The 25373-nt window shown below is 72.9% G+C and carries 24 protein-coding genes; 14 read left to right on the top strand and 10 right to left on the bottom strand.

The genetic code is table 11. The features are described 5' to 3' along the window. Positions 1–9: 9 nt before the first annotated feature. Positions 10–555, bottom strand: coding sequence for an NUDIX hydrolase (locus ABZ842_RS00805; protein ID WP_361529349.1), 546 nt, complete (start codon positions 553–555; stop codon positions 10–12). 160 nt (positions 556–715) lie between these two features. Between ABZ842_RS00805 and ABZ842_RS00800 the strand changes: the two genes are divergently transcribed. Next, the gene (locus ABZ842_RS00800; RefSeq protein WP_361529346.1) at positions 716–1186 is read left to right on the top strand and encodes a hypothetical protein; all 471 of its coding nucleotides are present in this window, start codon (positions 716–718) and stop codon (positions 1184–1186) included. A gap of 123 nt (positions 1187–1309) precedes the next feature. Here ABZ842_RS00800 and ABZ842_RS00795 read toward each other — a convergent pair whose 3' ends face one another. Beyond that, entirely contained in the window at positions 1310–1579 is a 270-nt protein-coding gene (locus tag ABZ842_RS00795) for a hypothetical protein (RefSeq protein ID WP_361529343.1), read from the bottom strand. Positions 1580–1928: 349 nt separating this feature from the next. Between ABZ842_RS00795 and ABZ842_RS00790 the strand changes: the two genes are divergently transcribed. Next, positions 1929–3176 carry a helix-turn-helix transcriptional regulator gene (locus tag ABZ842_RS00790; protein WP_361529340.1) on the top strand — a complete coding sequence of 416 codons (1248 nt, stop codon included), beginning with the start codon at positions 1929–1931 and terminating at the stop codon, positions 3174–3176. After that, a complete protein-coding gene (locus tag ABZ842_RS00785; protein WP_361529337.1) occupies positions 3173–3718 on the top strand; it encodes a flavoprotein in 546 nt (181 codons plus the stop codon). Before ABZ842_RS00790 ends, ABZ842_RS00785 begins: the two co-directional genes overlap by 4 nt. A 120-nt stretch (positions 3719–3838) precedes the next feature. Here ABZ842_RS00785 and sodN read toward each other — a convergent pair whose 3' ends face one another. Further along, a complete protein-coding gene (gene sodN / locus ABZ842_RS00780; protein WP_361529334.1) occupies positions 3839–4234 on the bottom strand; it encodes a superoxide dismutase, Ni in 396 nt (131 codons plus the stop codon). Positions 4235–4405: 171 nt separating this feature from the next. Between sodN and sodX the strand changes: the two genes are divergently transcribed. Beyond that, on the top strand, positions 4406–4825 hold the full coding sequence (gene sodX, locus ABZ842_RS00775; protein ID WP_361529331.1) for a nickel-type superoxide dismutase maturation protease: 420 nt from the start codon (positions 4406–4408) through the stop codon (positions 4823–4825). On the opposite strand, the gene ABZ842_RS00770 is transcribed toward sodX, so the two are convergent. Further along, the gene (locus ABZ842_RS00770) at positions 4729–5358 is read right to left on the bottom strand and encodes a CGNR zinc finger domain-containing protein (protein WP_361529328.1); all 630 of its coding nucleotides are present in this window, start codon (positions 5356–5358) and stop codon (positions 4729–4731) included. The genes sodX and ABZ842_RS00770 overlap by 97 nt on opposite strands. Before the next feature lie 174 nt (positions 5359–5532). On the opposite strand from ABZ842_RS00770, the gene ABZ842_RS00765 reads away from it, so the two are divergent. From ABZ842_RS00765 to ABZ842_RS00755, 3 genes are all read left to right on the top strand, one after another. Further along, complete coding sequence (locus ABZ842_RS00765; protein ID WP_361529957.1) at positions 5533–6222, top strand: class I SAM-dependent methyltransferase; 690 nt, start codon at positions 5533–5535, stop codon at positions 6220–6222. An 88-nt stretch (positions 6223–6310) separates the two neighbouring features. After that, entirely contained in the window at positions 6311–6877 is a 567-nt protein-coding gene (locus ABZ842_RS00760; protein WP_361529325.1) for a SigE family RNA polymerase sigma factor, read from the top strand. Continuing rightward, complete coding sequence (locus tag ABZ842_RS00755; protein WP_361529322.1) at positions 6878–7636, top strand: hypothetical protein; 759 nt, start codon at positions 6878–6880, stop codon at positions 7634–7636. Between the two features lie 88 nt (positions 7637–7724). Here the strand turns inward: ABZ842_RS00755 and ABZ842_RS00750 are convergent, their stop codons facing one another. From ABZ842_RS00750 to ABZ842_RS00740, 3 genes are read right to left on the bottom strand one after another with little or no spacing between them, the layout of a single operon-like run. Further along, complete coding sequence (locus tag ABZ842_RS00750; RefSeq protein WP_361529319.1) at positions 7725–8486, bottom strand: amino acid ABC transporter ATP-binding protein; 762 nt, start codon at positions 8484–8486, stop codon at positions 7725–7727. Further along, positions 8483–9496 (bottom strand): amino acid ABC transporter permease, encoded by a 1014-nt coding sequence (locus tag ABZ842_RS00745; RefSeq protein WP_361529316.1) that lies wholly within the window; start codon positions 9494–9496, stop codon positions 8483–8485. The genes ABZ842_RS00750 and ABZ842_RS00745 overlap by 4 nt, the downstream gene beginning before the upstream one ends. A 51-nt stretch (positions 9497–9547) precedes the next feature. Then, positions 9548–10525, bottom strand: coding sequence for an ABC transporter substrate-binding protein (locus ABZ842_RS00740; protein WP_361529313.1), 978 nt, complete (start codon positions 10523–10525; stop codon positions 9548–9550). A gap of 614 nt (positions 10526–11139) precedes the next feature. Here ABZ842_RS00740 and ABZ842_RS00735 point away from each other — a divergent pair. Both ABZ842_RS00735 and ABZ842_RS00730 read left to right on the top strand, forming a co-directional pair. Next, positions 11140–12390, top strand: a complete 1251-nt coding sequence (locus ABZ842_RS00735) for an NADP-dependent malic enzyme (protein WP_361529310.1) — start codon at positions 11140–11142, stop codon at positions 12388–12390. Between the two features lie 483 nt (positions 12391–12873). Continuing rightward, positions 12874–13842, top strand: a complete 969-nt coding sequence (locus ABZ842_RS00730; RefSeq protein ID WP_361529307.1) for a zinc-binding dehydrogenase — start codon at positions 12874–12876, stop codon at positions 13840–13842. A 16-nt stretch (positions 13843–13858) separates the two neighbouring features. Here ABZ842_RS00730 and ABZ842_RS00725 read toward each other — a convergent pair whose 3' ends face one another. Both ABZ842_RS00725 and ABZ842_RS00720 read right to left on the bottom strand, forming a co-directional pair. After that, positions 13859–14878 carry a helix-turn-helix transcriptional regulator gene (locus ABZ842_RS00725; RefSeq protein WP_361529304.1) on the bottom strand — a complete coding sequence of 340 codons (1020 nt, stop codon included), beginning with the start codon at positions 14876–14878 and terminating at the stop codon, positions 13859–13861. Between the two features lies 1 nt (position 14879). Then, positions 14880–15755, bottom strand: a complete 876-nt coding sequence (locus ABZ842_RS00720; protein ID WP_361529301.1) for a DUF4097 family beta strand repeat-containing protein — start codon at positions 15753–15755, stop codon at positions 14880–14882. Between the two features lie 181 nt (positions 15756–15936). Here ABZ842_RS00720 and ABZ842_RS00715 point away from each other — a divergent pair, with 181 nt between their 5' ends. Then, positions 15937–16797, top strand: a complete 861-nt coding sequence (locus ABZ842_RS00715) for a hypothetical protein (protein ID WP_361529298.1) — start codon at positions 15937–15939, stop codon at positions 16795–16797. A gap of 443 nt (positions 16798–17240) precedes the next feature. On the opposite strand, the gene ABZ842_RS00710 is transcribed toward ABZ842_RS00715, so the two are convergent. Further along, positions 17241–17423 carry a DUF6104 family protein gene (locus tag ABZ842_RS00710; RefSeq protein ID WP_361529295.1) on the bottom strand — a complete coding sequence of 61 codons (183 nt, stop codon included), beginning with the start codon at positions 17421–17423 and terminating at the stop codon, positions 17241–17243. A 168-nt stretch (positions 17424–17591) separates the two neighbouring features. Between ABZ842_RS00710 and ABZ842_RS00705 the strand changes: the two genes are divergently transcribed. From ABZ842_RS00705 to ABZ842_RS00690, 4 genes are all read left to right on the top strand, one after another. Next, positions 17592–18077 (top strand): CU044_2847 family protein, encoded by a 486-nt coding sequence (locus ABZ842_RS00705; RefSeq protein WP_361529292.1) that lies wholly within the window; start codon positions 17592–17594, stop codon positions 18075–18077. Beyond that, on the top strand, positions 18074–20080 hold the full coding sequence (locus ABZ842_RS00700) for a trypsin-like peptidase domain-containing protein (protein ID WP_361529289.1): 2007 nt from the start codon (positions 18074–18076) through the stop codon (positions 20078–20080). The genes ABZ842_RS00705 and ABZ842_RS00700 overlap by 4 nt, the downstream gene beginning before the upstream one ends. Before the next feature lie 262 nt (positions 20081–20342). Then, positions 20343–21398: a MoxR family ATPase gene (locus ABZ842_RS00695; RefSeq protein WP_361529286.1), complete on the top strand. Its 1056-nt coding sequence runs from the start codon at positions 20343–20345 to the stop codon at positions 21396–21398. Between the two features lie 4 nt (positions 21399–21402). Then, positions 21403–25266, top strand: a complete 3864-nt coding sequence (locus ABZ842_RS00690) for an SAV_2336 N-terminal domain-related protein (RefSeq protein ID WP_361529283.1) — start codon at positions 21403–21405, stop codon at positions 25264–25266. Positions 25267–25373: the final 107 nt, after the last annotated feature.

Raw genomic sequence — 25373 nt, 5'->3', positions numbered from 1 at the left:
CGGGCCCCCTTAGGCGGTTGGCCCGGCCGTCGCCTCGTCGAGGAGGACGTACAGCAGCGCGTTCAGACTGGCCCCGCTGACGATCTCCCGACGGTCGATCATCCCCCGGACCTCCGCGAGCGGCACCCACTCGATGCGGTCGGCCTCGTTCACCTCGACGGGCGGGCCGGTATACGTCGCCGGGGCGGCGCGGAAGAAGTGGTGCTCGGAGTCCGTGATGCCGTTCGCGGGCTGCGCGTACAACATCGGCTTCAGCGCCTCCACCCGCCAGCCGGTCTCCTCCTCCACCTCCCGCGCCGCGGTCTGCTCGGGCGACTCGCCCTCCTCGATCAACCCCATGGGCAACTCCCAGCCCCAGGTGTCCGTCACGAACCGGTGGCGCCACATCATCAGCACCCGCTTCCGGTCGTCGACGACGGCGGCGACGGCGAGGTGCCGTATCCGGACGACGTGGTGCTCGAACCGGTGCCCGTCCGGTTGCTGCACGTCCGCGAGCCAGAGGTTGACCCAGGGGTTGGCGTAGATCTGCCGTTCACCGTGAACGGTCCACTGCATGCGTCTGCTCCTTGCTGGCCCGGCGCGAAGTCCCCCCCACCCTCCCACCCGCGAACCGACCCACCTGCGCCTTCGCCCGAGGCTTCACCCGGAGGTGGCCCGCAGGAGGTTCCGCACAGCGGGTTCTGCACCGCGCGCCCGCATGGCACCATCCGGTGGCGTGGAGTGGGCGAGTCTGGTCGGTACGGGGCTCGGAGCCGTCCTCGGGGTGGGAGCCACCCTGGTCGGCGAACACGTGCGCCGGCGTCACACCGCCAGGGACACCGGCCTCCAGGACCGCCGGAACCTGTACGCGGACTGCCTCGTCGCCTTCCGCACGGCGCACGAGGCCATGCGCTCGGCAGCGGACGAGGACCATCCGGACGCGCAGCTGCGGGCGGCCAGGATCCGGCAGGCGTTCCTGGACTCGGGGTGCGACGGGGCGCGCGAGCGGCTGGCCCTCACGGCGCCCCGCGAGGTCACGTCCGCGATCGACGCCGCATACGTCACGCTGCGCGGCATCCGCGAGGTGCTCGCCTCCGGCGCCACCGTGCCGACGCCGGAGTACCAGGCGGCCAGGCAGGCCCACCGCGAGACGACCGACGCGGCCCGCGCCGTCCTGCGACGGGACTTGGGCGCCCCGCCGGACTGATCCGCGAGTGCGCCCGGGAAGGGCCCCGGCCCTGTCGCGGGGGATCGGAAACCAGGGCCGGGGCCGGTCTGGGCCCGTGTGCCAGCGCGTTGGCCCCTTGCCCGTGCGCTGGCACACGGGAGTTCAAGCGCTGTGCCGCGGCTTGCGTCCCGTGTACATCAGGAGCGTCTTGACGTACTCGGCCAAGAGCAGCAGCTCTTCATCGATCCGTATGCCGGGCTCGCCCCCGGCCGCGGCCCTGCGCGCGCTCGCGACACAGGTCAGGACGCGCTGCCCGTACCACTCCCCGCTGAGGCTGGAGCCGTACGCCTCAGCCGGTACGGCCAGCACGGCGATGTGGGCCCGCAGCCGATCCCGCAACGCTTCGACGGCGCTGCTCGGCGGCCGGCTCAAGCACACAGCACCCGCGAGACGCACGTCCCGGGTCACATCCACCAAGCTCACACTCGCAGTCACCGAACACCCCGCACGCAGCGCGGGCACGAGCACGGCGGGAACTTCATCGGCTCGGCCGGTACGTCCTGCGCCGCGACGACGCTGACCTCCCGCTCCACCGGCCACCGCGTGCCGTCCGCACCCACGCGATACACCCGCAAGGTCATCGCCGGCACGGGCACGGGCGCCGCGTCCGGTTGCTCGCCCGCCCGTGGGTATTGCTCATGATTGGCCATTGCCCATCCCGTCTGTGTGATCGGCTTACGACGGACGGTAAGGCGCGGTACAAGGCGAGTAGGCACGCACTGTGCGTGCCCTTCGCAGGGAGCACGCTGTGGATACTGGTCGCATCGGCCGACGGATCGCCTACTGGCGGGACCGCCGCGGCCTCACACAACCGGACTTCGGCCGCCTCATGGGCCAGACGAAGCGGTGGGTGCAGGACCTCGAAGGCGGCAAGCGACAGCAAGACCCCCGGCTGTCCGTGCTGGTGCGCGCGGCTGAAGTCCTGCGCATTCCCCCGGAGCAGCTCTTGTCCGACGCCCCGCCCGAGCCCGCAGCAGGCTCACAGCCTCCCGCGGGCGCGCTCCGCCTGGCGGATGCGCTGTACAGGAGGGCATCGCAGGACGATGTCGATCCCCTCCCCTTGGGGCGTCTACGAGGCCAGCTCGTCTACTGCTGCGAAGCCTTCCAGGCGTGCCACTACGAGGCGATCGCTCGGGATCTCCCCGGTCTCATCCTCGGCGCCGAAAGAGCGGCCCACGCAGCGCCTGCGGACCGGACCTGCGAAGCGTCGGCGCTGGTGTCCCGCGTGTACCAGCTCGGCACCTCCTACTTGCACAAGTACGGGCAGTCGACGGCGGTTTCGGCGGCACTGGCCGCGGACCGGGCGTTGAGCGCGGCGGAGCGGTCCGGGGATCCGGTGCAGATCGGTGCGGCGTCACGCCGGATCGCCAAGAGCCTCGTGTACCAACATCGCCCTGAAGCAGCGGTCGACTTCGCGACCGGAGCCGCGCGCCGGCTGTCCGCCGACCTCTCCTCGCAGGGCCCGCTTGGCCTGTCGACGCTGGGGATGCTCTACCCGTCGGCGGCGCTGGCGGCGTCGTCGCAGGAGCGCACGCCCGATCGGATGCGGGCTGCCTCCGGGTTCATCGGTGAGGCGGGGGAGGTGGCCCAGCGGCAGGGCGGGGACCTCGATGAGGACTGGACGATGTTCGGGCCCACGAATGTCGTGTTGCACCGAGTGGACACCCTGACCCGGTTCGAGGACGGCTGGTCGGCACTTGAAGCAGCGGCAGGACTCCCTCCCGAGGCCATCGGCGGCCTGTCGCGCGAGCGAACAGCCGGCCTGCACGTCTCCAAGGCGCGTGCCTCGCTCCTGACACGACGCCGAGAACAGGCGGCCACCGAGTTGCTGGCTGCCGCCGCATTGGCGCCCGAGGAACTGGAAGGGCGTCCCGACACCGTGCACCTGGTGGAGGACGTCCTACGGGCCACCCCTCAGCCGAACAGCCAGTTGCGTGCACTCGCGGCACGGTGTGGACTCCGGGCATGACACCCCCCGTCCTCTATCTCATCGCATGCGCAGCCGGCCCCACCCAGTACATCGACACCGGAGTCAGAGAAGCCCAGGACGCGGGTTGGGACGTCTGCCTCATCCTGACGCCGACCGCGGCCCGGTGGTGGCAGGACCGCCTGGGCGACCTGGAAGAGCTGACGCGGCACCCGGTGCGCTCCCAGTACAAACTGCCCGGCCAGAAGGACGCGCTTCCGAAAGCCGACGCGATGCTGGTCGCACCCTTGAGCTGCACCAGTCTGAACAAGTGGGGTGCCGGAATCGCTGACACGCTGGCCATCGGCCTGGTCTCGGAGGGAGTGCACCTCGGCGTACGCGTGGTGGCGGTGCCGTACTTCAACCAGGCTCAGGCGGCCCAACCCGCGGTCGCACGGAGCATCGCGGACCTACGCGCCCAGGGAGTGACGTACCTCGACGGGCCGGACGGCTACCGGTCGCATCCGCCCAAGCAGGGCGACCCGGCGGAGTTCCCCTGGAGAGCTGCGCTGGCCGCCGTCGAGGGCGCAGGGGGCACGTCGTAGGAGCGCATGCGCGGGTAGACGATCCTCAGCAGCCCAGTGGCCCGACTGCGGAGATTGCTCCCCGCAGTCGGGCCACTGGTGTGCTTGCTCTGACCTGGTGTCCAGGAGTCGCAAGGCGCATCAGCCCTGCTTGGTCTCCCAGAAGATCTTGTCGATCTGGGCGATGTAGTCCAGCGCCTTCTGGCCCGTCGCCGGGTCCGTGGACGCCTTCGCCGCCGAGAGGGCCTTGAGGGCGTCGTTCACCAGCTGGTGCAGCTCCGGGTACTTCTCGAAGTGCGGGGGCTTGAAGTAGTCGCTCCAGAGCACCGAGATGTGGTGCTTGGCGAGCTCCGCGCGCTGCTCCTTGATGACGGTGGCGCGGGCGCGGAAGTGCGGGTCCTCGTTGGCCTGGAACTTCTCCTGGACGGCCTTGACCGACTCGGCCTCGATGCGGGCCTGGGCCGGGTCGTACACGCCGCACGGCAGGTCGCAGTGGGCGCTGACCTTCACCCTGGGGGCGAACAGGCGGGAGAGCATGGAGCAGTCCTTCCTCGTGATCGTCTTCTCAGGTGGGACATTACTCCGTGAGGGACCCGTTTTCGCGGCTGCCCCCGGGGCTTAGGACAAAAGTCCGGGGCGCCATGGGACCGGTGGCGGAACGTACCGTGGACGTACCCGGGGGCGTGACCCGGGGCTCGGAGGTGACGGATGACTGAGCCGGGGCGGGAGCCGAAAGCGCCGTTCGGGGTGGCCGAAGTGACGGGGCCGTCCATGTATCCGACCCTCCGGCACGGGGACCAACTGCTGGTGCGCTACGGCGCCGGAGTGAAGCCGGGGGACGTGGCCGTGCTGCGCCATCCGCTCCAGCAGGACCTGCTCATCGTGAAGCGGCTGGTGGAGCTACGGGACGGCGGCTGGTGGGTGCTCGGGGACAACCCGGGCGCCGAGGGCGACAGCCGGCTCTTCGGCACGGTGCCGGGCGAACTGCTGCTCGGACGGGTCCTGGGGAGGTACCGCCCGAGGGCGGACGGTCAGCGCTCGCTGTGGGCGCTGGCCTCCTGGGCCCTGTCCGCGGTGCGGCCCGTGCTCGGCGACCGCTCGGTCTCCAGGCGCTTGCGGGCCCGGTAGGCGGCGACGTTCGCGCGGGTGGCGCAGCGGTCGGAGCAGTAGCGGCGGGAGCGGTTGGTCGAGGTGTCCAGGTAGGCGTTGCGGCAGGGGGACGCCTGGCACAGGCCGAGGCGGTCCACGCCGTACTCCGTGAGGTGGAACGCCAGGCCCATCGAAGCGATCGCGGCGTAGCCGGCGGTGGCGTTCGAGGGGTGCTCGGCCAGGTGCATGTGCCACTTGGGCCGGCCGTCCTCGTCCCGGTAGTCGTGGCCGGAGATCTGCGGGCTGATCGGGAACTCCAGCAGCAGCGAGTTCAGCAGGTCGACGGCGCGGGTCTCGTCGCCCTCGTCCGCCGCGGCGAACACCGCGCGCAGCCGCCCGCGCACGGAACGGAACCGGGGCAGGTCCGCGTCGCTCGCCCGGCGCGCGGCCTGGGACCCGGGGCCGAAGAGGTCGCGGATCGCCTCCACGGAGGTGAGGGAGTCCTTGTTGCGAGCTGGCTCCTCGGTGTTGACCAGGCGCACGGCGTAGTCCGAGTAATAGACCAGTTCCACTTGTAGTCCTTACCGCGAGGGTCTAGGGTCGACGCTTGTCAGGTAATGGGCAATTTTGCTTGCAGGTATTACTAGGGTAATGCGAAGGGAAGATCCGTGTCGGAGAACGAAACGGACAGGGGCACCGACTGGGCGGCCTGGCAGCAGAGCTGGGACCGTCAGCAGGAGTGGTACATGCCCGACCGCGAGGAGCGCTTCCGGGTGATGCTCGACCTGGTCGAGGCCACCGTCGGCCCGGAGCCGCGGGTCCTGGACCTCGCGTGCGGTACGGGAAGTATTACGGACCGGCTGCTGCGACGGTTCCCGAAAGCCGTCAGCACCGGGGTCGACCTCGACCCCGCCCTGTTGACCATCGCCCGCGGCACCTTCGCCGACGACGACCGCGTCACCTTCGTCACCGCCGACCTGAAGGACCCCGACTGGACGGCCCGGCTGCCGTACGACCGCTACGACGCCGTGCTCACCGCGACCGCACTGCACTGGCTGTGCGCCGGACCGCTCGCCACGCTGTACGGGCAACTCGCCGGGCTCGTCCGCGACGGCGGCGTCCTGATGAACGCGGACCACATGATCGACCGCACCACCCCCCGGATCAACGCGGCCGAACGCGCCCACCGGCACGCGGTCATGGACCGCGCCAAGGAGGGCGGCGCCGTCGACTGGGCCGAATGGTGGGCCCTCGCCGCGAAGGACCCCGCGCTCGCCGAACCCACCGCCCGCCGCTTCGAGATCTACGGCGAGCACGCCGACGGCGAGACCCCGCCCCTCCAGTGGCACGTGCAGACCCTGCTCACCGCCGGCTTCGCCGAGTCCCGCGCGGTCTGGTCCTCGCCGTCCGACGCCCTGGTGCTCGCCCTGAAGTGATCCGACGCGGTGGGGTGCAACCTCCCGTGCGCCCCACCGCACTGGACAGGGTGAGACGGTCCGCGCCCGCGGACCGGGGAGGGGCGGGATGACGCTCGCACACACCGGTGTCGCCGCCGACACGACAACGGGAGCCGAAGCCGTGCGCGTCGGGGCAGAAACGGACACCGACACCGACGCCGACGCGGAGCTCCGCGCGTTCGTCGACGGCAGACGGCACGCCCTGTTCCGCAGCGCCTATCTGCTGTGCGGCGACCGCGACGAAGCCGACGACCTCGTGCAGACGACACTGGTCAAGGTCGTGCTCGGCGGGCGTCGCAAGGCGCGTCTGGAGAACATCGAGGCGTACACCCGCAAAACGCTGGTCAACACGTTCATCGCCAGCCGCCGCAGGTTCTGGCGGCGCGAGCGCGCCTTCGGCGAACTGCCCGACCGGCAGCCGGCGCCGGCCCCGGACACGGACACCGGCCTGATGGTCCGCGCGGCCCTGCGCCGACTCACGCCCAAGCAGCGGGCCGTGGTCGTGCTGCGCTACTGGGAGGACCTGAGCGTCGTCGAGACCGCCGGGCTCCTCGGGATGCGCGAGAACACCGTGAAGAGCCACGCGATGCGGGGGCTCGCGGCCCTGCGCGTCGAACTGCGGGAGGGCAGCTAGATGGACGACGTGAAGGGTCTGTTGGGGCGGGCGGTCGAAGGGTCGGCATGGAGCGGGGTCACCACGGACGGCGTGTTCGCCGAGGCGGCGAAGCGGCGGTGGCGACGACGGATCACGGCGACGGCGGTGGCCGCGGTGGTCGCGGCGACCGGAGTCGTCGGCGTCCCACGGGTGGTCGAAGGGTGGGACGGAGGCGACCACCGGGACCTGGCGTCGATGGTGGGAACGTCGATGAAGCTCGACACCAGCAAGGCCGGTGAGGAGGAGGCGGCCAGGCTGGCACGGCTGCTGCCGGCCGGGCGGTTCGACGAGGTGCGGATGGTCGAGCCCGACCCCTGGCGGACGAAGGGAACTGACGGCACCTCCAACGGGGTTCGGTACGGGGAGGACGGCGTCCTCAGCAGATTCGTGGTCCGCTGGGGCGATCAGGTCGGGCTCATCGGCATCGACCCCCGCCTCAAGGAGGGCACGAAGGCACAGGAATTCTGTGTTCCCGCCCGCGAGGACTGCGAGGTGCAGCGCCTGTCGAACGGCGACGAGATCGTCACCTGGCGGAACAGGTACACGGGCGTCGAAGGGCACGGCCGCTCCCATAGCAGTGTGCGCAGCTTCGCTCGGGCCGACGGGAAGTTCTGGGTCGAGGTGTCGGCCTTTGCCCTCCCGAACGGGTCGGCCCGCCTGGGCGAGCCGCCGCTCTCCCCCGACGAACTGGGCTCGCTGCAGCGCGACGAGCGGCTGCTGGATCCGGCGCCGAAGTAGCCCGGCCAGCCCCGCGACGGGGGCGGGAACGCGAAGGGGCGGTACGGATTCCTCCGTACCGCCCCTTCGCTCACACCGGCGCGAGAAGCTACAGCACCTTCGACAGGAAGGACTTCGTCCGGTCGTGCTGCGGGTTCGACAGGACCTCGCGGGGGTGGCCGGACTCGACCACCTTGCCGTCGTCCATGAAGACCAGCGCGTCGCCGACCTCCCGTGCGAAGCCCATCTCGTGCGTGACCACGATCATCGTCATGCCGTCCTCGGCCAGCCCGCGCATCACGTCCAGCACGTCACCCACCAACTCGGGGTCGAGCGCGGACGTCGGCTCGTCGAAGAGCATCAGCTTGGGCTCCATCGCCAGGGCGCGGGCGATGGCCACCCGCTGCTGCTGGCCGCCGGAGAGCTGCGAGGGGTAGTGGCCCGCGCGGTCCGCGAGGCCCACCCGGTCCAGCAGCCGCTCGGCGCGGGCGCGGGCGACGGCCTTCGTCTCGCCCTTGACCTGGACCGGCGCCTCCATGACGTTCTCGATCGCCGTCATGTGCGGGAAGAGGTTGAAGCGCTGGAAGACCATGCCGATGTCCCGGCGCTGGAGCGCGACCTCGCTGTCCTTCAACTCGTACAGCTTGGCGCCCTTCTGGCGGTAGCCCACCAGGTCGCCGTCGACGTACAGCCGGCCCGCGCTGATCTTCTCCAGGTGGTTGATGCAGCGCAGGAAGGTCGACTTGCCGGAGCCGGAGGGGCCGATCAGACAGAAGACCTCGCGCGGGGCGACCTCCAGGTCGATGCCCTTGAGGATGTGGGCGTGGCCGAAGGACTTGTGGACGCCCTCCGCCTTCACCATGGCGTTCATCGGCTGCCTCCCAGGGGGGCCACGGGGGTGTTGCGGCGGCCGGATCCGCGGAGGTTGGCCTTGATGCGCTGCCAGGGGGTCGGCGGCAGGTCGCGCTGCGAGCCGCGGGCGTAGCGCCGCTCCAGGTAGTACTGGCCCACGCTGAACACGCTGGTCATCACGATGTACCAGATCGAGGCGACGAACAGCATCTCCATCACCGCGTACGACGTGGAGCCGATCTGCGAGGTGGAGCGGAGCAGTTCGTTGTACGTCACCGCGTAGACCAGCGCGGACGTCTTCAGCATGTTGATGAACTCGTTGCCGGTCGGCGGGATGATCACCCGCAGCGCCTGCGGGAGCACCACCCGGCGCATCGTCTTCGCCTTGGACATGCCCAGGGCCTGGGACGCCTCGGACTGGCCCTGGTCCACCGAGAGGATGCCGGCGCGGCAGATCTCCGCCATGTACGCGGCCTCGTTGAGGCCCAGGCCGAGCAGGGCGCACATGAACGGAGTCATGACGTCCGTCATCTCGTCCTTGTAGATGCCCGGGATGTTCAGGACCGGGAAGATCAGTGCCAGGTTGAACCAGAGCAGCAGCTGCACGTAGACCGGGGTGCCCCGGAAGAACCAGATGTACAGCCAGGCGACGTAGCTGGTCACCGGGTTGTCGGAGAGGCGCATCACGGCGAGCACCACACCGAGCGCCACGCCCAGCACCATCGCCAGGACGCTGATGTACAGGGTGCGGCCGGCGCCCTTGAGCACGGACTCGTCGAACAGCTTGTCGCCGACCGAGCTCCACTGGATGTCGGCGCCGGCGAACGCGTACACCAGGCTCGCCAGCAGGGCGACGACCAGGACGCCGCTGATCCAGCGACCCACGTGCGGCACGGGGACGGCCTTGATGAACTCGGGCGGGGTGCTCCCGCCGCCCGGGTCGGCGGACTCCTTGGCGACGGAGGCCGGGGCGCCGGCCCCCGCCTTGTCGAACATGTCGGAGCGCGAACTGTCGGTGTTGTCAGTCACGGTGACTGCCCTTCGGGGAACCTTCGGGGAAGCTGGTGTCGGGGGCGGGGATCACTTGCCGCCGTTGATCGCGGCCTTGTCGATCGCCCCGCTGCTGGCCCCCCACTTCTCCAGCACCTTCCCGTACGAACCGTCCGCGATGATCGCGTCGACGGCCTCCTTCAGCGCGTCCCGCAGGCCCGTGTTCTCCTTCGACACGGCGATGCCGAACGGGCCGGCGTCGATCTGGTCGCCGACGACCTCGAACGCCTTGCCGTCGTCCGCCTTGCGGGCGAGGTCCAGGGCCACCGGGTAGTCGTTGACGCCGGCGACCGCGCCGCCGGACTTCACCCGGGTCTGGGCCTCGGTGTCGTTCTCGAAGGACTCGATCTTGACGGCGGGCTTCCCCGCGTCCTGACACGCCTTGGACTGGGTCTGCAGCGCCTTCTCGTACGTCGTGCCGCGCTGCACCGCCGCCGCCTTGCCGCACAGGTCCGCGATGGACTTGACGCCCTGCGGGTTGCCCTTCTTGGTGTAGACGGCGGTGCCGGCGAGGAAGTAGTCGACGAAGTCGACGCCCTTGCCGAGCTTCTTGCCGTTCTCGTCCAGGCCCTCCTGGCGCTGCTTGTTGTCCGTGATGGACGACATGGCGACGTCGTGCCGGCCGGTGTTCAGGGCGGTGATGAGGCCGTCGAAGGAGCCGGAGGTGAACTGGAACTCCACCCCGAGCTTCTTGCCCAGCTCGGCCGCGATGTCCGGGTCCACCCCGACGATCTTGCCGTTCTCGACGGACTCCATCGGGGCGTACTCGGCGTTCGTGCCGACCTTGATGACGCCCGACTTCTGGTACTTCTCCGGGAGCTTGTCGAAGAGCGGGGCGCTGTTCGACGAGCGGTCGCCGTCACCCTTCTTGGCGCCCTCGGTCTGGTCACCGCAGGCGGTCAGCAGCAGCGAGCCGGCGACCGCGAGGGCACCGACCGCGGCGAACCGGGGGGAGCGGAGCTTCCGGGACCGGGTGGCGGTCGTGCGGTGCGTGGTGCCTGCGGTCATGTCGTGGTCCTCCGGCGTGTCGATGGGCTGCCATTCCTGGTCGCGTCCCGGCCGCGACGAGCACGTGTCCCGACGCGTCCCCGCGCGGGGCCCCGCCGGGGTCCTGCGAAGGGGTCGTCGAGCACGTCTTCGGAGGTCGCGACCTTGTGTGTTTCGGCATCTTGCCATTCGGACTAGCCCATTCAGGGGCTGGAGCATGTCAAAATCGGGTAACGGGACACCCCCGACCTCCGTCGGCCGGTACATCGCGACCGGACCATTCACGGGAATCCATCCTTCCGACCGGAAGAACTGCCGCCCGAGCCGGGTCGTAGGCTGTATTCACTGCGCGAATCAGGCTTGTCCTGATAATTCGTGGTGAGTGGCAATGAGTCGTGTCGTGTCGGGGCACTGACGCGATATGGACTCGTCGTCCGCGGTCACGTTCCGGTAAGAAGGACTCTTACACCCCTCATCAGGGGCCCAGGGCGCGTGTGCGGCGCGCCCGCGCGTGCGCACTGCCTCCGGCAGAACGGTTCAGACCGTCGGTACGGAGCGCGCACGCGGTGCCCGCCCACCCCTCCTCACCAGGAGTGGCAACCCTCAATCGATGTAGAACCAAAAGGGGTCAACCCATGGCAGCGGAGATCGTCAATCCTCGCAGCGACAGTGAGAGCGCCATCGCGGGCGCGACCGAGGCGGCCCGTGCGGAGGCCGCCCAGGCTCCCGAGGAGCCTTTCGATCCGGCCTTCGCGTTGCACCGCGGCGGCAAGATGGCGATCCGGGCGACGGTGCCGGTGCGGGACAAGGACGACCTGTCCCTCGCGTACACCCCTGGTGTGGCCAAGGTGTGCACCGCCATCGCCGAGCGGCCGGAGCTGGTCCACGACTACACCTGGAAGTCCCAGGTCGTGGCCGTGGTGACGGACGGCACCGCCGTCCTCGGCCTCGGTGACATCGGCCCGGAGGCGTCACTGCCCGTGATGGAGGGCAAGGCGATCCTCTTCAAGCAGTTCGGCGGGGTGGACGCGGTGCCGGTGGCGCTCGCCACCAAGGACGTCGACGAGATCGTGGAGACCGTCGTCCGGATGTCCCCCTCCTTCGGCGGGGTCAACCTGGAGGACATCTCAGCGCCGCGCTGCTTCGAGGTCGAGCGCAAGCTCCAGGAGCGGCTGGACATCCCCGTCTTCCACGACGACCAGCACGGCACCGCGATCGTCACCCTCGCGGCGCTGCGGAACGCGGCGAAGCTGACCGGGCGGGAGCTCGGCGAGCTCCGCGCGGTGATCTCGGGCGCGGGTGCGGCGGGCGTCGCCATCGCGAAGTTCCTGCTGGAAGCCGGGCTCGGGGACGTCGCGGTCACGGACCGGAAGGGCGTCGTCAGCCGGGACCGGGAGGACCTCACCCCGATCAAGCGCGAGCTGGCCGAGCTGACGAACAAGGCGGGGCTGACCGGGTCCCTGGAGAGCGCCCTCGCCGGCGCGGACGTCTTCATCGGCGTCTCCGGCGGAACGGTGCCGGAGGAGGCGGTGGCCTCGATGGCGCCCGGCGCGTTCGTCTTCGCCATGGCCAACCCGAACCCGGAGGTGCACCCCGACGTCGCGCACAAGTACGCGGCGGTGGTGGCCACGGGCCGCAGCGACTTCCCGAACCAGATCAACAACGTGCTGGCGTTCCCCGGGATCTTCGCGGGGGCGCTGCAGGTGCGGGCGGAGCGGATCACCGAGGGCATGAAGATCGCCGCGGCGAACGCGTTGGCGGACGTGGTGGGGGACGAGTTGTCGGCCGACTGCGTGATTCCGTCGCCGTTCGACGAGCGGGTGGCGCCGGCGGTCACCGCGGCGGTGGCGGCGGCGGCCCGCGCGGAGGGCGTGGCCCGCGCGTAGCGCCCCACCCGGGCCAGGGCGCCCTTCCCGGGGGCGCCCGCCCCGGGGACCCCGGTCCCGGCGCAACCAGGACATGCCCGCCGTCTCCCTGCGGGGTGCGTTGGTCTCTGCCGGCCGGTGGTGGGCTTGTCGCGCAGTTCCGCCCCCTACGCCCAGAGGCGTGGGGGACCCCCCTGTGCCCTGCGGGCACGGGGGGACCCCCAGCGCCCCTAACCCCCGTCCGTCTGCGGCCCGGTGGTGGGTTGCTCGCGCAGTTCCCCGCGCCCCTGATTTGCTGCCCCCGTCATATGTCTGCGGGCTGGGGCAGGGGCTTTTAGGGGCGCGGGGAACTGCGCGACAAGCCACAGACGGCCCGCAGAGACCAACGCACCCCGCAGGGAGACGGCGGGCATGTCCCAGTCGCGCCGGGCCGTGCGCGGGGTGCGGGGTGGGTCACACTCCGGGGTGGTGTTCCGGGGAGGGGTGCGCGCCTAGGGTCGGGGGATGTTCGCTGCATACGCCGCACGCATCGACCGCGCGCACCCCCTCAACGGCCTCGCCCTCGGCGACCGCCCCGCACCGGAACCACGCAGCGGGTGGAGCACCGTCACCGTGAAGGCCGCGTCGCTCAACCACCACGACCTGTGGTCGCTGCGGGGCGTCGGGCTCCCCGAGGAGCGGTTGCCGATGATCCTCGGCTGCGACGCCGCAGGGGTCGACGAGGACGGCAACGAGGTCGTCCTCCACTCGGTCATCGGACAGACCGGACACGGCGTCGGCCCGGACGAGCCGCGTTCGCTGCTCACCGAGCGCTACCAGGGCACCTTCGCCGAGCAGGTCGCCGTGCCCACGTGGAACGTGCTGAAGAAGCCCCCGGAGCTCAGCTTCGAGGAGGCCGCGTGCCTGCCCACCGCCTGGCTCACCGCGTACCGGATGCTCTTCACCAACGCCGGGGTGCGGCCCGGGGACTCGGTGCTCGTGCAGGGCGCCGGCGGCGGCGTCGCCACCGCCGCGATCGTGCTCGGGCGCGCCGCGGGCCTGCGGATGTACGCCACCAGCCGGGACGCGACGAAGCGGGCCCGCGCGGTGGAGCTCGGCGCGGAGGAGGCGTACGAGCCGGGGGCGCGGCTGCCGCGGCGCGTGGACGCCGTCATCGAGACCGTCGGCGCGGCGACCTGGTCGCACTCCGTCAAGTGCCTCAGGCCCGGCGGCACGCTGGTGATCTCCGGGGCGACCAGCGGGGACCGGCCCTCCCACGCCGAGCTGACCCGGATCTTCTTCCTCGAACTGAAGGTGGTCGGCTCCACCATGGGGTCGAAGGACGAGCTGGAGGACCTGTTGTCCTTCTGCGCGGCCACCGGGGTGCGGCCGGTGATCGACCGGGTGCTGCCGCTGGACCGGGCGCGGGAGGGGTTCGAGCGGATGGAGAGCGGCGACCTGTTCGGGAAGATCGTGCTGACCCCCGCGCCGTGACCGCCGCCCTCCGGCGTCAGCTCCCGTCGCCGTCGTCCTGCCGCGGCGTGCGCAGCAGCGCGGAGAGCCGGGTCGCCGCCGTCGCGAGGTGTCGACGGGCCTCGTCGTACTGCGGCTGCGTGATGCCGTGGTCCCGCGCCGCGTCGCGGACGTCGTCCCGGAAGCGGTCGAGGAGCCGGTCGAGGTCGCGGGCCGGGTCTCCGGTGACGGGCGCGTCCTCGGCCCACCCGGGAACCACTTCCTCCGGATCGGTTTTCTCCGGGACGGTCCACTCCGGTACGGCCCAGTCCGGAGGCGTCTCTTCCGACTGCGGCGCCGCGTTCGGCTCCTGATCCGACCAGGACCAGGCGTGCGGTGACCACACGCTCTGCGTCAACCCGCTGAGCTGCGTCGACAGCTCCGTCAGCCCGTCCCGCAACCCCGCGGGCCAGTCGCCGTGCGAGAAGTGGCCCTGGACCTGCTCCTGCACCTGCTGGGCGATGCGGGCGACCTCGGTGCGCGCCCTCTCCTGCGCCTCCTTGGCCTGCCGCCTGGCTTGCCGGGCCTCCTCGCGGGCCAGCCTGGCCTGCTCCTGCCACTCGTGCGTGACCTTGCGCCACTCTTCTTTGGAAGCCTTCGTGGCGTTCGCGGAGCTCGACGTGCCCGCGCTCTTGGCCTGCGACGCCGCCGCCCGCACCTCGCTGCGCAGCTTGCCCGCCGCGCCGCGCACGTCGTCGCGGATCTCCGCGGCGAGTTCGGACACCGACTCGTGGATCTCCATCTCCAGGTCGGCGAGTTCCCCGCCGCGCCCGGCCAGCTCGGCGCGGCCCGCGTCGGTGAGCGAGTACACCTTCCGGCCGCCCTCGGTGGCGTGCGTGACCAGGCCCTCGGCCTCCAGTTTGGCCAGCCGCGGGTAGACCGTGCCGGCGGAGGGCGCGTACAGCCCTTGGAAGCGCTCCTCCAGCAGGCGGATCACTTCGTAACCGTGGCGCGGGGACTCGTCGAGCAGCTTCAACAGGTACAGCCGCAGCCTGCCGTGGGCGAAGACGGGAGCCATCTCAGAGCACCTTTCCCGAGGTGGAGGCCGCGGCGGGGGCCGGCGCGGCTCCTTCCTCGTCCGCGGGCGGCTTGCGCAGCAGCGCGATCGAGCCGGACATCGTGGTGGCCCGCAGCGACCCCCTGCCGGCGCCCAGCACGCCCGTGACCTTCTTCGCGCCCCACTCGCCGCCGACCGTCAGGCCGTCGAAGGCGTTGGACACCGAGCCGGCCGCCGTCTCCGCGCTGACCTGCACGTCCGCGGGGCTCGGCAGACGGACCGCGACGTCCCCGGAGACCGTCGTCAGCGCCAGGTCGACCGGCGCGCCGTCCGTGGGGGCCAGGTCGACGAACACGTCACCGCTGACGGTCTCGGCCCGTACGGACGAGCCGGCGCCTTCGATGACGGTGAGGTCGCCGGAGACGGAGCTGTACGTCAACTCGCCCGCGACGGACTGGACCTCCAGATCGCCCGAGACGCTTTCGGCCCGGACCCGGCCGGAGAGCCGCACCAGCGTGGTGTCACCGCTCACCCCGCGTACGGACGTGTCGCCCTCGATGCCGGAGACCACGGCCGCCGCGCCGACCACGCCGACCGCCACGTCCGCCGTCGCCGGCACGACCAGGGACACCACCGCGCTGCGGTGCCAGCCCTTGCGGTCGAGCCACTTGAGCCAGCCCTGCCAGGGCAGGTCCCGATAGGCGACGGTGACCCGGGTGCCCTCCTGGGTGACGATCAGCGGCGGGCCCTCGACGGCGCCGACCTCCAGCCGGGCGGAGCCGCCCTCGGTGCCGACGACGTTGACCGTGCCGTTGACGATCCGTACGTCGAGTGCGGTCACGGGGGCGTCGAAGACGAGCTTGCGCTCGTCGGAGACCTCCCACGACGACTGTGTCATTACGCTGACCTCCCAGCTGGACCCGGCCCGACGGAGCCGCGGAGCGCCCGACGGAGACGCAATATATCGCGTCTCTCGTGAGAGACGATATATCGCGTATCGGGGTTGTCAAGGAACGCCCGCCCGTCTGCCAGCCGGCCATAACCGGTCAAACGGGGCGCGGTGTCCTAGCGTGAGGGGTATGAACGCGACAGTCGCGGGTGCCCTGCTGTTCTGCCGTGCCGAGCCGTCCGTCGTACGGTCGCCGGCACAGCTCCTGCGCGAGCCGCAGCTCCTCGCCCCGGCCGGGGCCGAGTGGAGCGTCCTCGTCCCCGAGGGCGCCGCGTGGGAGGACGGCGAGCCCGTCGACCGGGTCGTCGGCGGCTGGGCCGTCGCCCTCGCCGTCGCGGTCGGGCTCGGCCGGCCCGTACTCGCCCTGTGGTGGGACGCCGAACGCACCGGCTTCACCCTGGCCACCGGCTTCCGTCGGCCCGTCGGCTACGTCTGGCTGGCCGACGGCACGCCGGTGGGGGAGGACGAGGCGATGACCACCTTCGCCGCCCGGCTCGGGCTCGACCCGGTCCTCGACGTCCAGGCGCTGGCCCCGCTGACCAGGGACGACCTGGACTCCCTGGGGGCGGACCGGCTGCGCGGGCTGATCGCCGTGCTGGCCCGCGCCGGGCTCGAAGCGCCCAGGGGGCTGGCCCCCGGCGACCCCGCCGACCGACTGCACGCCGCGGCGCTGGAGCTCGGCGCGCAGACCGTCGAGTGGGCCGGGTGGCGCGACGCGGTGCGCACGGAGCTGCACGCCGTGGAGGAGAGCTTGGACCACTGGCTGCGGGAGCCCAAGGAGCGCATCGCGCCCAAGGCGCTCGGCGTCGCCCAGGTGGCGGCGGGCGTGCCGCTCGCCCTGTGGGGGCTGCGGAGGGCTCTGCGGGCGGGCGAGGGCGAAGGTGCGGGCGGGCGCGGGGGAGCGGGGTGGGCCGCGGCCGGCGCCGTCCTGATCGCGCAGGGAGCGCTGCTGCTGGCGTACGAACGCCGACGGGCGCGGGAGCTGCGCTAGCCGTTGTCCGGGTGCGGCTGGACCTCGCCGCGGTCTCGCCGTGCGGCGAGCTGAGCCGTCGCGCCTGCGGCCCGGTGGGGGCTGTTCGCGCAGTTCCGCCCCCTACGCCCAGAGGGCGTGGGGGGACCCCCAGCCCGCCCAGAGGGCGTGGGGGGACCCCCAGCGCCCCTAAAGCCTCCGCCTCCGGCGCTGCCCCGGCAGGCGCGGTAGCGCCATGACGGCGTGCGGTGATGGCGTCCGCGGCCCGGTGGTGGGCTTGTCGCGCAGTTCCCCGCGCCCCTGAAAACCTCCACCTTCAGCCCGCAGGCAAATGACGGGGGAAGCGAAACAGGGGCGCGGGGAGCTGCGCGAACAACCCGCCACCGAGCCGCAGAGACCAGCGCACCCCGCAGGGAAACGGCGGCTGCGTCGCGAGGCGCAGGCAAGCGCGCGGGGCCTGGTCGTCAGTCGTCGTCCTCGTCGTCGTCCAGGCGCGCCAGCCACGTCGCCAGGCGCTCCACCGGGACCTCGAAGTCGGGGTTGAGGTCGACGAAGGCGCGCAGCTGCTCGGCCAGCCACTCGAAGGTGACCTCCTCCTCGCCGCGCCGCTTCTCCAGTTCCTCGATGCCGCGATCGGTGAAGTACAAGACATGCTCCTGGGAGGGATGGGGGACTACACCGCCCAGATTACGGCGACTGCCGGGCAACCGGACGAGCCGCTACCGTCGTCGCCATCACTGCATGAGCCAACTCGCCTGCGCGGCAAGCAGGTCGCCGTCGACAATGGCGTGGAGTCGCGACGGAACGGGGGAACGGTGAACGGACGCGTCCAGCAGATAGAGCTGCCCGGGGGAGCCGTGGTGCACGCCCGGCTCTCCGCACCCGAGGGCGGATACGGCGACGACGACGAGGACGTCGGCTTCGTCGAGAACGCCACCGCCAAGGTCCAGCAGCTGCACCAGCTGATCACGGACGTCGGCGCCTCGGTGCTGCGGGCCGCCGCCGCGGCCGGCCCCGACCAGGCGAGCGTCACCTTCGGCGTGGAGCTCACCGCCAAGTCGGGCGCCGCCCTCGCCGTACTCGCCTCCGGCGAGACCAAAGCGTCCGTCCAGGTCACGCTGGTCTGGCAGCTCAAGGACCAGCCGGAGTCCACGGCCACGACCACGACCACGGCGGCGCCCGCGCCCGTACCCCCGCCGCCGACCCACCCGCCGCAGCCCGCTCACGCCCCTGCGCCGCCGGAGGCGCCCCCGGCGCCGGACGGCCGAAGCGGTGCGTCCCACGCGGCACCCCCGTCATGACCACCGCCGCCCCCGCCGAATCCGACCCGGTCATAGACGCACTGCTGCGCGCCGCAACCGTCCACCTCGGCGGCCGGGACACCGGGGCCCCGTGGGGCACCGGCTTCTTCGTCGCCCCCGGCACCCTCCTGACCTGCGCACACGTCCTGGCCCCCCATCTGAAGGGAAACCCGGGCCGGATCTTCACCGTCGGCGGACCCGAGTTCAACGGTGGCGAACCCCTCGACGCCCGCCTCGACCGCTGGCTGCTCGACGGCGGCCCCCTGCCCGAGCACAAGGTGCCCGTGGAACAGGACCTGGCGCTGGTGCGGCTGCTCGACCCCGACGCCGAGCACGAGTGCGTGTGGCTCACCGACCGCACGGACTACACGGGCGGCCGTGGCGTCGTCCTCGGCTACCGCCCCGGCGGCGAGACGCAGCCGCACCGCGCCGTGCCCTGGAAGGCCACGGCCCGCGTGAACGGCTTCGACGACGAGTACGGCTTACGGATCCGCCCCGAGGCCGAGTTCCCCAAGGGCGGCTCCGGCTCACCCGTGCTCGACGCGTACACCGGCGCCGTCGTCGGCGTCCTCAAGTCCCGGCGCACCGGCCGGGACGGCGGACTCGCCATCGCCGTCACCGCCCTGCGCCGGTTCGGCCCGGCGTACCAGGAGCTGACGGCCGCCCACGACCGCTGGCACGGCCAGTCGCCGAAGATCACCGGCCACAACTGGATCGAGCGCCAGCACCAGCTGCCCGGCACCGGCGTGCAGACCGGCGGCGACCACTGGAGCCCGCGGGACCGGCGCGAAGCGCTCGCCCACCTCGCCGCCGTCCAGCCGCCCGACGGCATCCGCCCCCTGACCGAACTCACCAAGAAGGCCCGCGGCTCGGTGGCCGCCCCGCCCGGCCAACTGCTCCCGCGCACCTGGCGCGACGGGCACGGACTGCTGTACGAGGCGGGCCAGCCCGCCGCCGCCATCGCCGCCCTGCACTACCTGCAACTGGTGGTGGCGTACGACCGGGCCCGCGGCGGCGACCCCGCCGCACTCGCCCACTGGGTGCTGCGCCGGCTCCAGGACGTCCCCCGGATCGTGCACACCGTCGTCACCGAGGCCACGCTCCCGCCCGCGCTCCTCCAGGCCCCCGGCGAGGACGGCGCGGGCGACGGCCGGCTCGTGGTCCGCTACCCGCGGCCCGGCGACGGACGGGCCGTCGTCATCGTCGAGTTGGAGCCCGTCGTCGACGCCGCCGCGCCCCGCTTCTACTGGCGCATCCGGGTCGACGACGGCCACGACCTCAACGAGCCGCTGCACGAGGCACAGACCGGCGACGGCACCGCGCCCGAAGGGCTCGTACGGGAGCTGCGCGCGCCGCTCGCCGAGGTCTTCGCCTCCGTCGACGCACCCGGCGCGCCCGCCCCGCTGGAAGTCGCCCTGCCCGCCGACCACTTCGACACCGCCGTGCACCGCTGGCAGCTCACCGAGATGGCCCGGCTCCACCAGCCGGCGTACGTCGGCGTACGACGCATGGTGGTCCTGCGCGACGTCGCACGGCGCGGCGAACCGCACGCCGACTGGCTCGACCGCTGGGCGCGGCTGGCGGACGCGGCCCGGCTCACCGCCTGCCGCACCCCGCCCGCGCGCCAGGTCCCGCGCCCCCGTCACCTGGCGGAGATGCCCGCGGCCGGCGTCCCCGTCCTGTGCCGGCCGGCGGGCAGCGGAGTGGGCCGGCGGGCCATCGGCATGGCCCTGGACGCCGGCCACGGAGTGGCGCTGTGGCACACGGACGCCCACCCCGACCAGGGCTGCTCCGACTTCTGCGAGGAGGTGCACCAAGGCGCCGCCACGCTGCTGGCCGTGACCGAGGGGGCCGACGAACTCCCCGACCGGCTGCGCCGCATCCGGGACGACATCAGCGGAACGCGCGCCGGCGGGCACTGGGCCGAAGGGGTCGCCCTGCTCTACGACGACCCCTGCCGACCGCTGCCGTCGGACGCCGACGGGCCGGTGGACTCCCCGTGAGCCCGTCGACGCGCGCCACGGCCGCGGCTCGCCTGCACCGATGTTCGATTCGTCGACGTTCGATGCGATTGGCCGGACTTGCGGAGGGTGTCCCTCCTCATGGGGAGACATCACAGAGTTCGCCGCCTCCCAGTCATGGGAGGGCCTCGGACCGGGCATATAACCCCCGTTGCCCGCCAGGGTGCCCGCGGCCGGATCCGTAGCCGAGGAAGCAGAAGAAAGCCGAGGACGACTGAGGGAAGCTGAGGAAGAGGAGCGCGCGATGGACGACTGGCTGATCTACCGAGGGGTCGGCGGCCCGGCCCCCGACCGCATGCGACTGCTGCCGCCGCCACCGCCGTGGCGGGCGTTCTCCGGAGTCCCGCTGCCGGACGCCGCCCCGCCCGTCGACAGCGCCTCCACCCGCCGCCTCGGCACCCGCGTCGGAGCGCCGCCCGCCCATGACGCCCAGGCCCTCCAACTGATCAATGCCGCGCTGTACTTGCGCCGCCCCCTCCTGGTGACCGGCGAGCCCGGCTCCGGCAAGTCGACGCTGGCGCACTCCATCGCGTACGAACTGGGGCTCGGCCGGGTGCTCCAGTGGCCCATCGTCAGCCGCACCGAGTTGCGCGACGGCCTCTACACGTACGACGCGATCGGCCGCCTCCAGGACGCCCAACTCGTCGAACGGGACGCACGCGAGGTACGAGACGCCCGCGAGGCCCGCGAGGCACGCGATGCGGACGCCCCCGAGTCGATCGGCAGTTACATCAAGCTCGGCCCGCTCGGCACCGCGCTGCTCCCGTCCGAGCTGCCCCGGGTGCTGCTCATCGACGAGCTGGACAAGAGCGACATCGACCTGCCGAACGACCTGTTGAACGTCGTGGAGGAAGGCGAGTTCTCCCTCCCCGAGCTGGAGCGCACGGCCGACCGGCCGGGACACGAAGAGGTCAGCGTGCTGACCGACGACGGCCGCCGGGTGCCGGTGCGCGGCGGCCGGGTCCGCTGCCACGCCTTCCCGTTCGTCGTCATGACCAGCAACGGCGAACGGGACTTCCCGGCGCCCCTGCTGCGCCGCTGCATCCACCTCCACCTCGACCCGCCGCGGGACGAACGCCTCGCGTCCATGGTGCAGGCGCACTTCGGCGCCGGCGCCGACGAGCAGAACCTGGACCTGATCGGCCGCTTCACCCGGGAGGACGGCGACGGCGAACTCCGCCCCACCGACCAGCTGTTGAACGCGATCTATCTCACCCACCACGCGGCCCGGGCGGATCCGGGACGCCGCGAGGAGATCGCCGAGCTGTTGATCCGGCCCCTAGAGACCCGGCAGCGGTGACGCCATGTCCGAGGAGCGCCGCCCGCCGTCGCAGCCCGACCCGGAGGAGAGCCGCGGTCGGGCCCCGGGCGCACCGGGGCCCGCCGAAGGGGCCGGTCCGCCGGTCGAGCCGGGGCCCGTGCCGCCGCCACCGCCCGGGCCCGTACCGCCCGACGCTCCCCTCGTCGGACTGCCGCCCGCGCCGTCCCAGGAGCGTACGGAGGATGCCGGCGAGGACGACGCCTCCCCGCCGCGGCTTGAGCCGCCCGCGAGGCGCACGCGGCGACCGCGGAACCGGGGGATCGGGCGAGTGCGCGGTTTCAGCGCCCCACCGCCGCTGCCGGACCCACCGCCCATGCCCGGCCCGGTGCCCGAGCCGTCCCCGGGCTTCGGTTCGCCGCCCGGTCCGCCCGTACAGCCCTCGCTGGGGTGGCTCTCGTCGCCGTCCGGCTTCCCCGTCGTACCGCTCCTGGGGCCGGTGCGGCTCGGGCCGCTGCCCGGCGGCGAGGGGGCCGACGCAGCGGGCGAGCCGGCGCAGCCGCCCGGCCAGCCGCCATCCGACGCACTGCCCGCAGCCGTGCTGCCGCCCTTCCTGACGCGGGGCCTGGGCGGCGGAACCCCGCCCAGGGACGGGCCCCGACCGCCCGCCCCGCTCACCGCGCTCGTCACCCGGCTGCGGGAAGCGGAGTTGAAGCCCACCGCCGAAGAGGTCGCCGACGCGCTCTGGCTGGCGCGGTTCCTGCCCGCCTCCGACCCGCGGCCCCCGGGCACGGGCGAGGCCGGCCCGACGGCGCCGAGCGCGCACGGGACGCCCGTACGGCACCTCGACGACCCCGCCCCACCGGCCGCACCACAGCCCCCGCCCCCGCATCCGCAGGCACCCTCCGGCCTCGTGGGGCTGTACGGGCCCGCCCAGCCGGAAGCGAGCTACGGCACCCTCGTCGACGCCAGCATGCGCCGCATCCCCGTGCCCGCGCCCGCCGCCCTGCCCGACGCGCTCGCGCTGGAGCGCTCCCTGCGCCCCCTCCAGCGCTACCGGCCGCCCAGGCGCCACGTCCGCCGCGAGCTGGACGAGGTCGCGACCGCCGACCGGGCCGCCGACACCGGCATCGTCGTCCCCGTGCTGTCCTTCGTACGACGCCGGGAGGCCCGGCTCGCGCTCGTCATGGACGAGTCCAGCTCCAACGTCGTCTGGTCCCGCGCCCTGGACGAACTGCGCCAGATCTGCGAACGCGCCGGCGCCTTCCGCGAAGTCGCCGTCCACCGCATCGCCGAGGACGACGCCCCGCCCACCGACCTCGGCGACCCCACGGGACGCCAGCTCACCGTCGTCCTCAGCGACTGCGCCGGCCCGCTGTGGCGCAGCGGACGGATGCAGCGCCTGCTGCACTCCTGGGCGGCCACCGCGCCCGTCTCCGTCGTACAGCCCCTGCCGCAGCGCATGTGGGGGCGGACGCACCTGCCCGCGCGGCCCGGGCTGCTGCGCCGACGCGAAGGGCCCGCCGGGCGGCTGGAGTTCGTGCCCCGCTCCGGCCCGCCCGTCGACGACGGCCTCCCCGTGCCCGTGCTCGCCCTGCGACGGTCCTCCTTCGAGGCGTGGACCCGGCTCGTCGCCGGCGCCACCGGGCGGTCCCTGAACGCCGCCGCGGCCGTCGTCAAGGCCCGGCACCTGCCCGCCGCCGCCCGCGCCCGCGCCGAGCGGGGCATCGACCCCGCCGAGCGCGTCCGCGCGTTCCGCCGCACCGCGTCGCCGGCCGCGGCGCAGCTCGCCGTCTACCTGTCGGCGGTGCCCCTGCTGCTGCCCGTGATGCAGCTCGTCCAGCGCGCCATGTTGGGGCGCAGCGGCCCCGACGTCCTCGCCGAAGTGCTGCTCAGCGGGTTGCTGCGGCGCGACGACCGGCGCCCGGCGGAGCAACGAGAGCCGGACGGCCCCGCGTACGCCTTCCTCGACGGCGTACGCGAAGAACTCCTCGGGCAACTCGGCGCGAGCAGCGCCTCCCTGGTGCTCAAGCAGTGCTCCGAGTACGTCGAGTCCCGCTACGGCCGCACGGTGCGCAACTTCCCCGCCCTCGCCGCGGCCTTCCTCGACGGCTCCGTCAGCCCCGCGGAGCGCTTCGCCGAGCCCGCCGTCGAAGGCCCCGGGCCCGAATCCCGCCGCCTGTGGGCCTTCGCCCAGGTCTCCACCCAGGTGCTGCGCCGCCTCGGCGGCCCCTCGCCCACCGCCACCCCGCTCGGCACCCCCGAGGACGGGCCGGCCGGCCTCGCCGCCCAAGCCCGGGCCTGCCTCGACCACTTCGGCGAGCACGGCACCGTACGCGACCTGGACACGGCGATCCGGCTGCTCGGCTCCGCCACCCGGGCCGAGCGCCGCACCGCGGCGCGCGCCGCGCTCTACGGCGAACTCGCCGACTCGCTGCTGCGCCGGTGGTTCCTGCGGCCCGTCCCCGAAGACCTGCCCGAAGCGCTCGACGCCGCGCAGAACGCGATCGCCGGCACGTCCGAGGCGCACCTCACCCTGGCGCGTCTGCTGGAGATCATGGCGGAGGAGGTCGCCGCCGGGCGACTGAGCACCAAGCTCCTGCCCGACTGGGTCGCCGTGCGCGCCGGCACCGACGGCGACGACCCCGCACCGATGGCCGCGGTCCTGCTGGCCGCCGCCGACGGCAGCCTGGCCGAACTCACCGAAGGACCCGGGCGTTGGGACACCGGGCTGCGCGAATCCGCGACGCCGCTGCGGGTGCGGGTGCTGCGGCGGCTCGCGGTCACCGGCGCCCCGCACGCGCTGCGCGGCCCCGCCACCCCCGGCCAGTGGGCCGCCACCACCCTCGGCACCGCCGTCGACGTCGTCCAGGCGCTCATCGACGAGCGCCTCCCCGGGCCCTACCCGGAGCCCGACCGCGTCGAGCACCACGAGGCGGCGCTGCTGCTGCGCGGCGGCCTCCTCCTCGACCTCGCCCGCCACCACCGCGGCGAGGGCCCCGTCGCCGCGGACGCCGTGGACCCGGCGACCTCCCGCGGCTACGCGGAGCGCGCCGGCGACGACCTGCTCGCCGCGATCGACGGCATCGACCCCGGCACGGGCGCGCCCGGCGCCGCCGCGGAACTGCTGCGCGCCTGGCTGGAGTACGCCGACGCCATCGAGCTCGCGTACGAGCACCCCGACGACGACGCCAGGCTGCGCATCCTCCAAGCCCTCGACCAGGCCCGCCGCCACGTGGAGCGCGACGAGGCCGCGGAGGCGGGCATCCTGCTGCGGATGGCCCGCCACCTGGAGCAACGGCACGCCGCCAGCGGCAGCTGGTCGCACCGCGACTCCGTGATAGCCGCGTGGACGGAGGCGCTGCCGCTGCTGCCGTGGCGCGACCCCGGGCGGGCGGGCGTCCTCACCTCGCTGGGGCGCCGGCTGATCGAACGCGGCGTCGACAAGGACGCGCCGGGCGACGTCCGCACCGCCGTGCGGCACCTGCGCGGCGCGGTCGACCAGACCGCCGCCGGCGATCCGGCGCTCCCGGAGCGGCGGGCGCTCCTCGGCCACGCCCACCTCGAACGCTTCCGGGCGGACGAGGCGTTGGCGGACCTCCACGAGGCGGACTGGACGCTGGGCGAGGCGGCGCGCACCACGACGGACCCGGCGCTCGCGGTCACCGCGCGCTGGCACCGCGCCCTCGCGACGGCGCTCCTCGCCCGACGCACGTCGTCTCGTGAGCGCCTCCTCGACGCGGCCTCCCACTGCCGCGCGGCGGCGTCCGCCTCGCCCGCCCTCCTGGACGCGCTCCTGGCGGCGCAACGCGCCCGCGTCACCCGCCTGTCCCGCTCGGCGGGCCCGGCGCGGGCCCTGGAGGAACAGGACGCCGTCACCACGCTCCTAACGGAGTCCAACCTCCTGTAGCTCCCCCTCCGAACGCCCCCGTTTGTCTGCGGCCCGGCGTGGGTCGTTCGCGCAGTTCGCCGCGCCCCTGGCATACCCGCCATAACCCTGCGGGACATTGTTCTCCG

It is taken from the genome of Streptomyces sp. NPDC047315 (assembly GCF_040643215.1).
GTDB lineage: Bacteria > Actinomycetota > Actinomycetes > Streptomycetales > Streptomycetaceae > Streptomyces.
This window is presented reverse-complemented; position numbering and strand designations above follow the sequence as displayed.

Bases quoted from the DNA above. Each gene is read 5' to 3' on its own strand.
- ABZ842_RS00805 (WP_361529349.1), bottom strand. From the start codon at position 555: ATGCAGTGGACCGTTCACGGTGAACGGCAGATCTACGCCAACCCCTGG.
- ABZ842_RS00785 (WP_361529337.1), top strand. From the start codon at position 3,173: ATGACACCCCCCGTCCTCTATCTCATCGCATGCGCAGCCGGCCCCACC.
- sodN (WP_361529334.1), bottom strand. From the start codon at position 4,234: ATGCTCTCCCGCCTGTTCGCCCCCAGGGTGAAGGTCAGCGCCCACTGC.
- sodX (WP_361529331.1), top strand. From the start codon at position 4,406: ATGACTGAGCCGGGGCGGGAGCCGAAAGCGCCGTTCGGGGTGGCCGAA.
- ABZ842_RS00765 (WP_361529957.1), top strand. From the start codon at position 5,533: ATGCCCGACCGCGAGGAGCGCTTCCGGGTGATGCTCGACCTGGTCGAG.
- ABZ842_RS00760 (WP_361529325.1), top strand. From the start codon at position 6,311: ATGACGCTCGCACACACCGGTGTCGCCGCCGACACGACAACGGGAGCC.
- ABZ842_RS00755 (WP_361529322.1), top strand. From the start codon at position 6,878: ATGGACGACGTGAAGGGTCTGTTGGGGCGGGCGGTCGAAGGGTCGGCA.
- ABZ842_RS00750 (WP_361529319.1), bottom strand. From the start codon at position 8,486: ATGAACGCCATGGTGAAGGCGGAGGGCGTCCACAAGTCCTTCGGCCAC.
- ABZ842_RS00740 (WP_361529313.1), bottom strand. From the start codon at position 10,525: ATGACCGCAGGCACCACGCACCGCACGACCGCCACCCGGTCCCGGAAG.
- ABZ842_RS00735 (WP_361529310.1), top strand. From the start codon at position 11,140: ATGGCAGCGGAGATCGTCAATCCTCGCAGCGACAGTGAGAGCGCCATC.
- ABZ842_RS00730 (WP_361529307.1), top strand. From the start codon at position 12,874: ATGTTCGCTGCATACGCCGCACGCATCGACCGCGCGCACCCCCTCAAC.
- ABZ842_RS00725 (WP_361529304.1), bottom strand. From the start codon at position 14,878: ATGGCTCCCGTCTTCGCCCACGGCAGGCTGCGGCTGTACCTGTTGAAG.
- ABZ842_RS00720 (WP_361529301.1), bottom strand. From the start codon at position 15,755: ATGACACAGTCGTCGTGGGAGGTCTCCGACGAGCGCAAGCTCGTCTTC.
- ABZ842_RS00715 (WP_361529298.1), top strand. From the start codon at position 15,937: ATGAACGCGACAGTCGCGGGTGCCCTGCTGTTCTGCCGTGCCGAGCCG.
- ABZ842_RS00700 (WP_361529289.1), top strand. From the start codon at position 18,074: ATGACCACCGCCGCCCCCGCCGAATCCGACCCGGTCATAGACGCACTG.
- ABZ842_RS00695 (WP_361529286.1), top strand. From the start codon at position 20,343: ATGGACGACTGGCTGATCTACCGAGGGGTCGGCGGCCCGGCCCCCGAC.
- ABZ842_RS00690 (WP_361529283.1), top strand. From the start codon at position 21,403: ATGTCCGAGGAGCGCCGCCCGCCGTCGCAGCCCGACCCGGAGGAGAGC.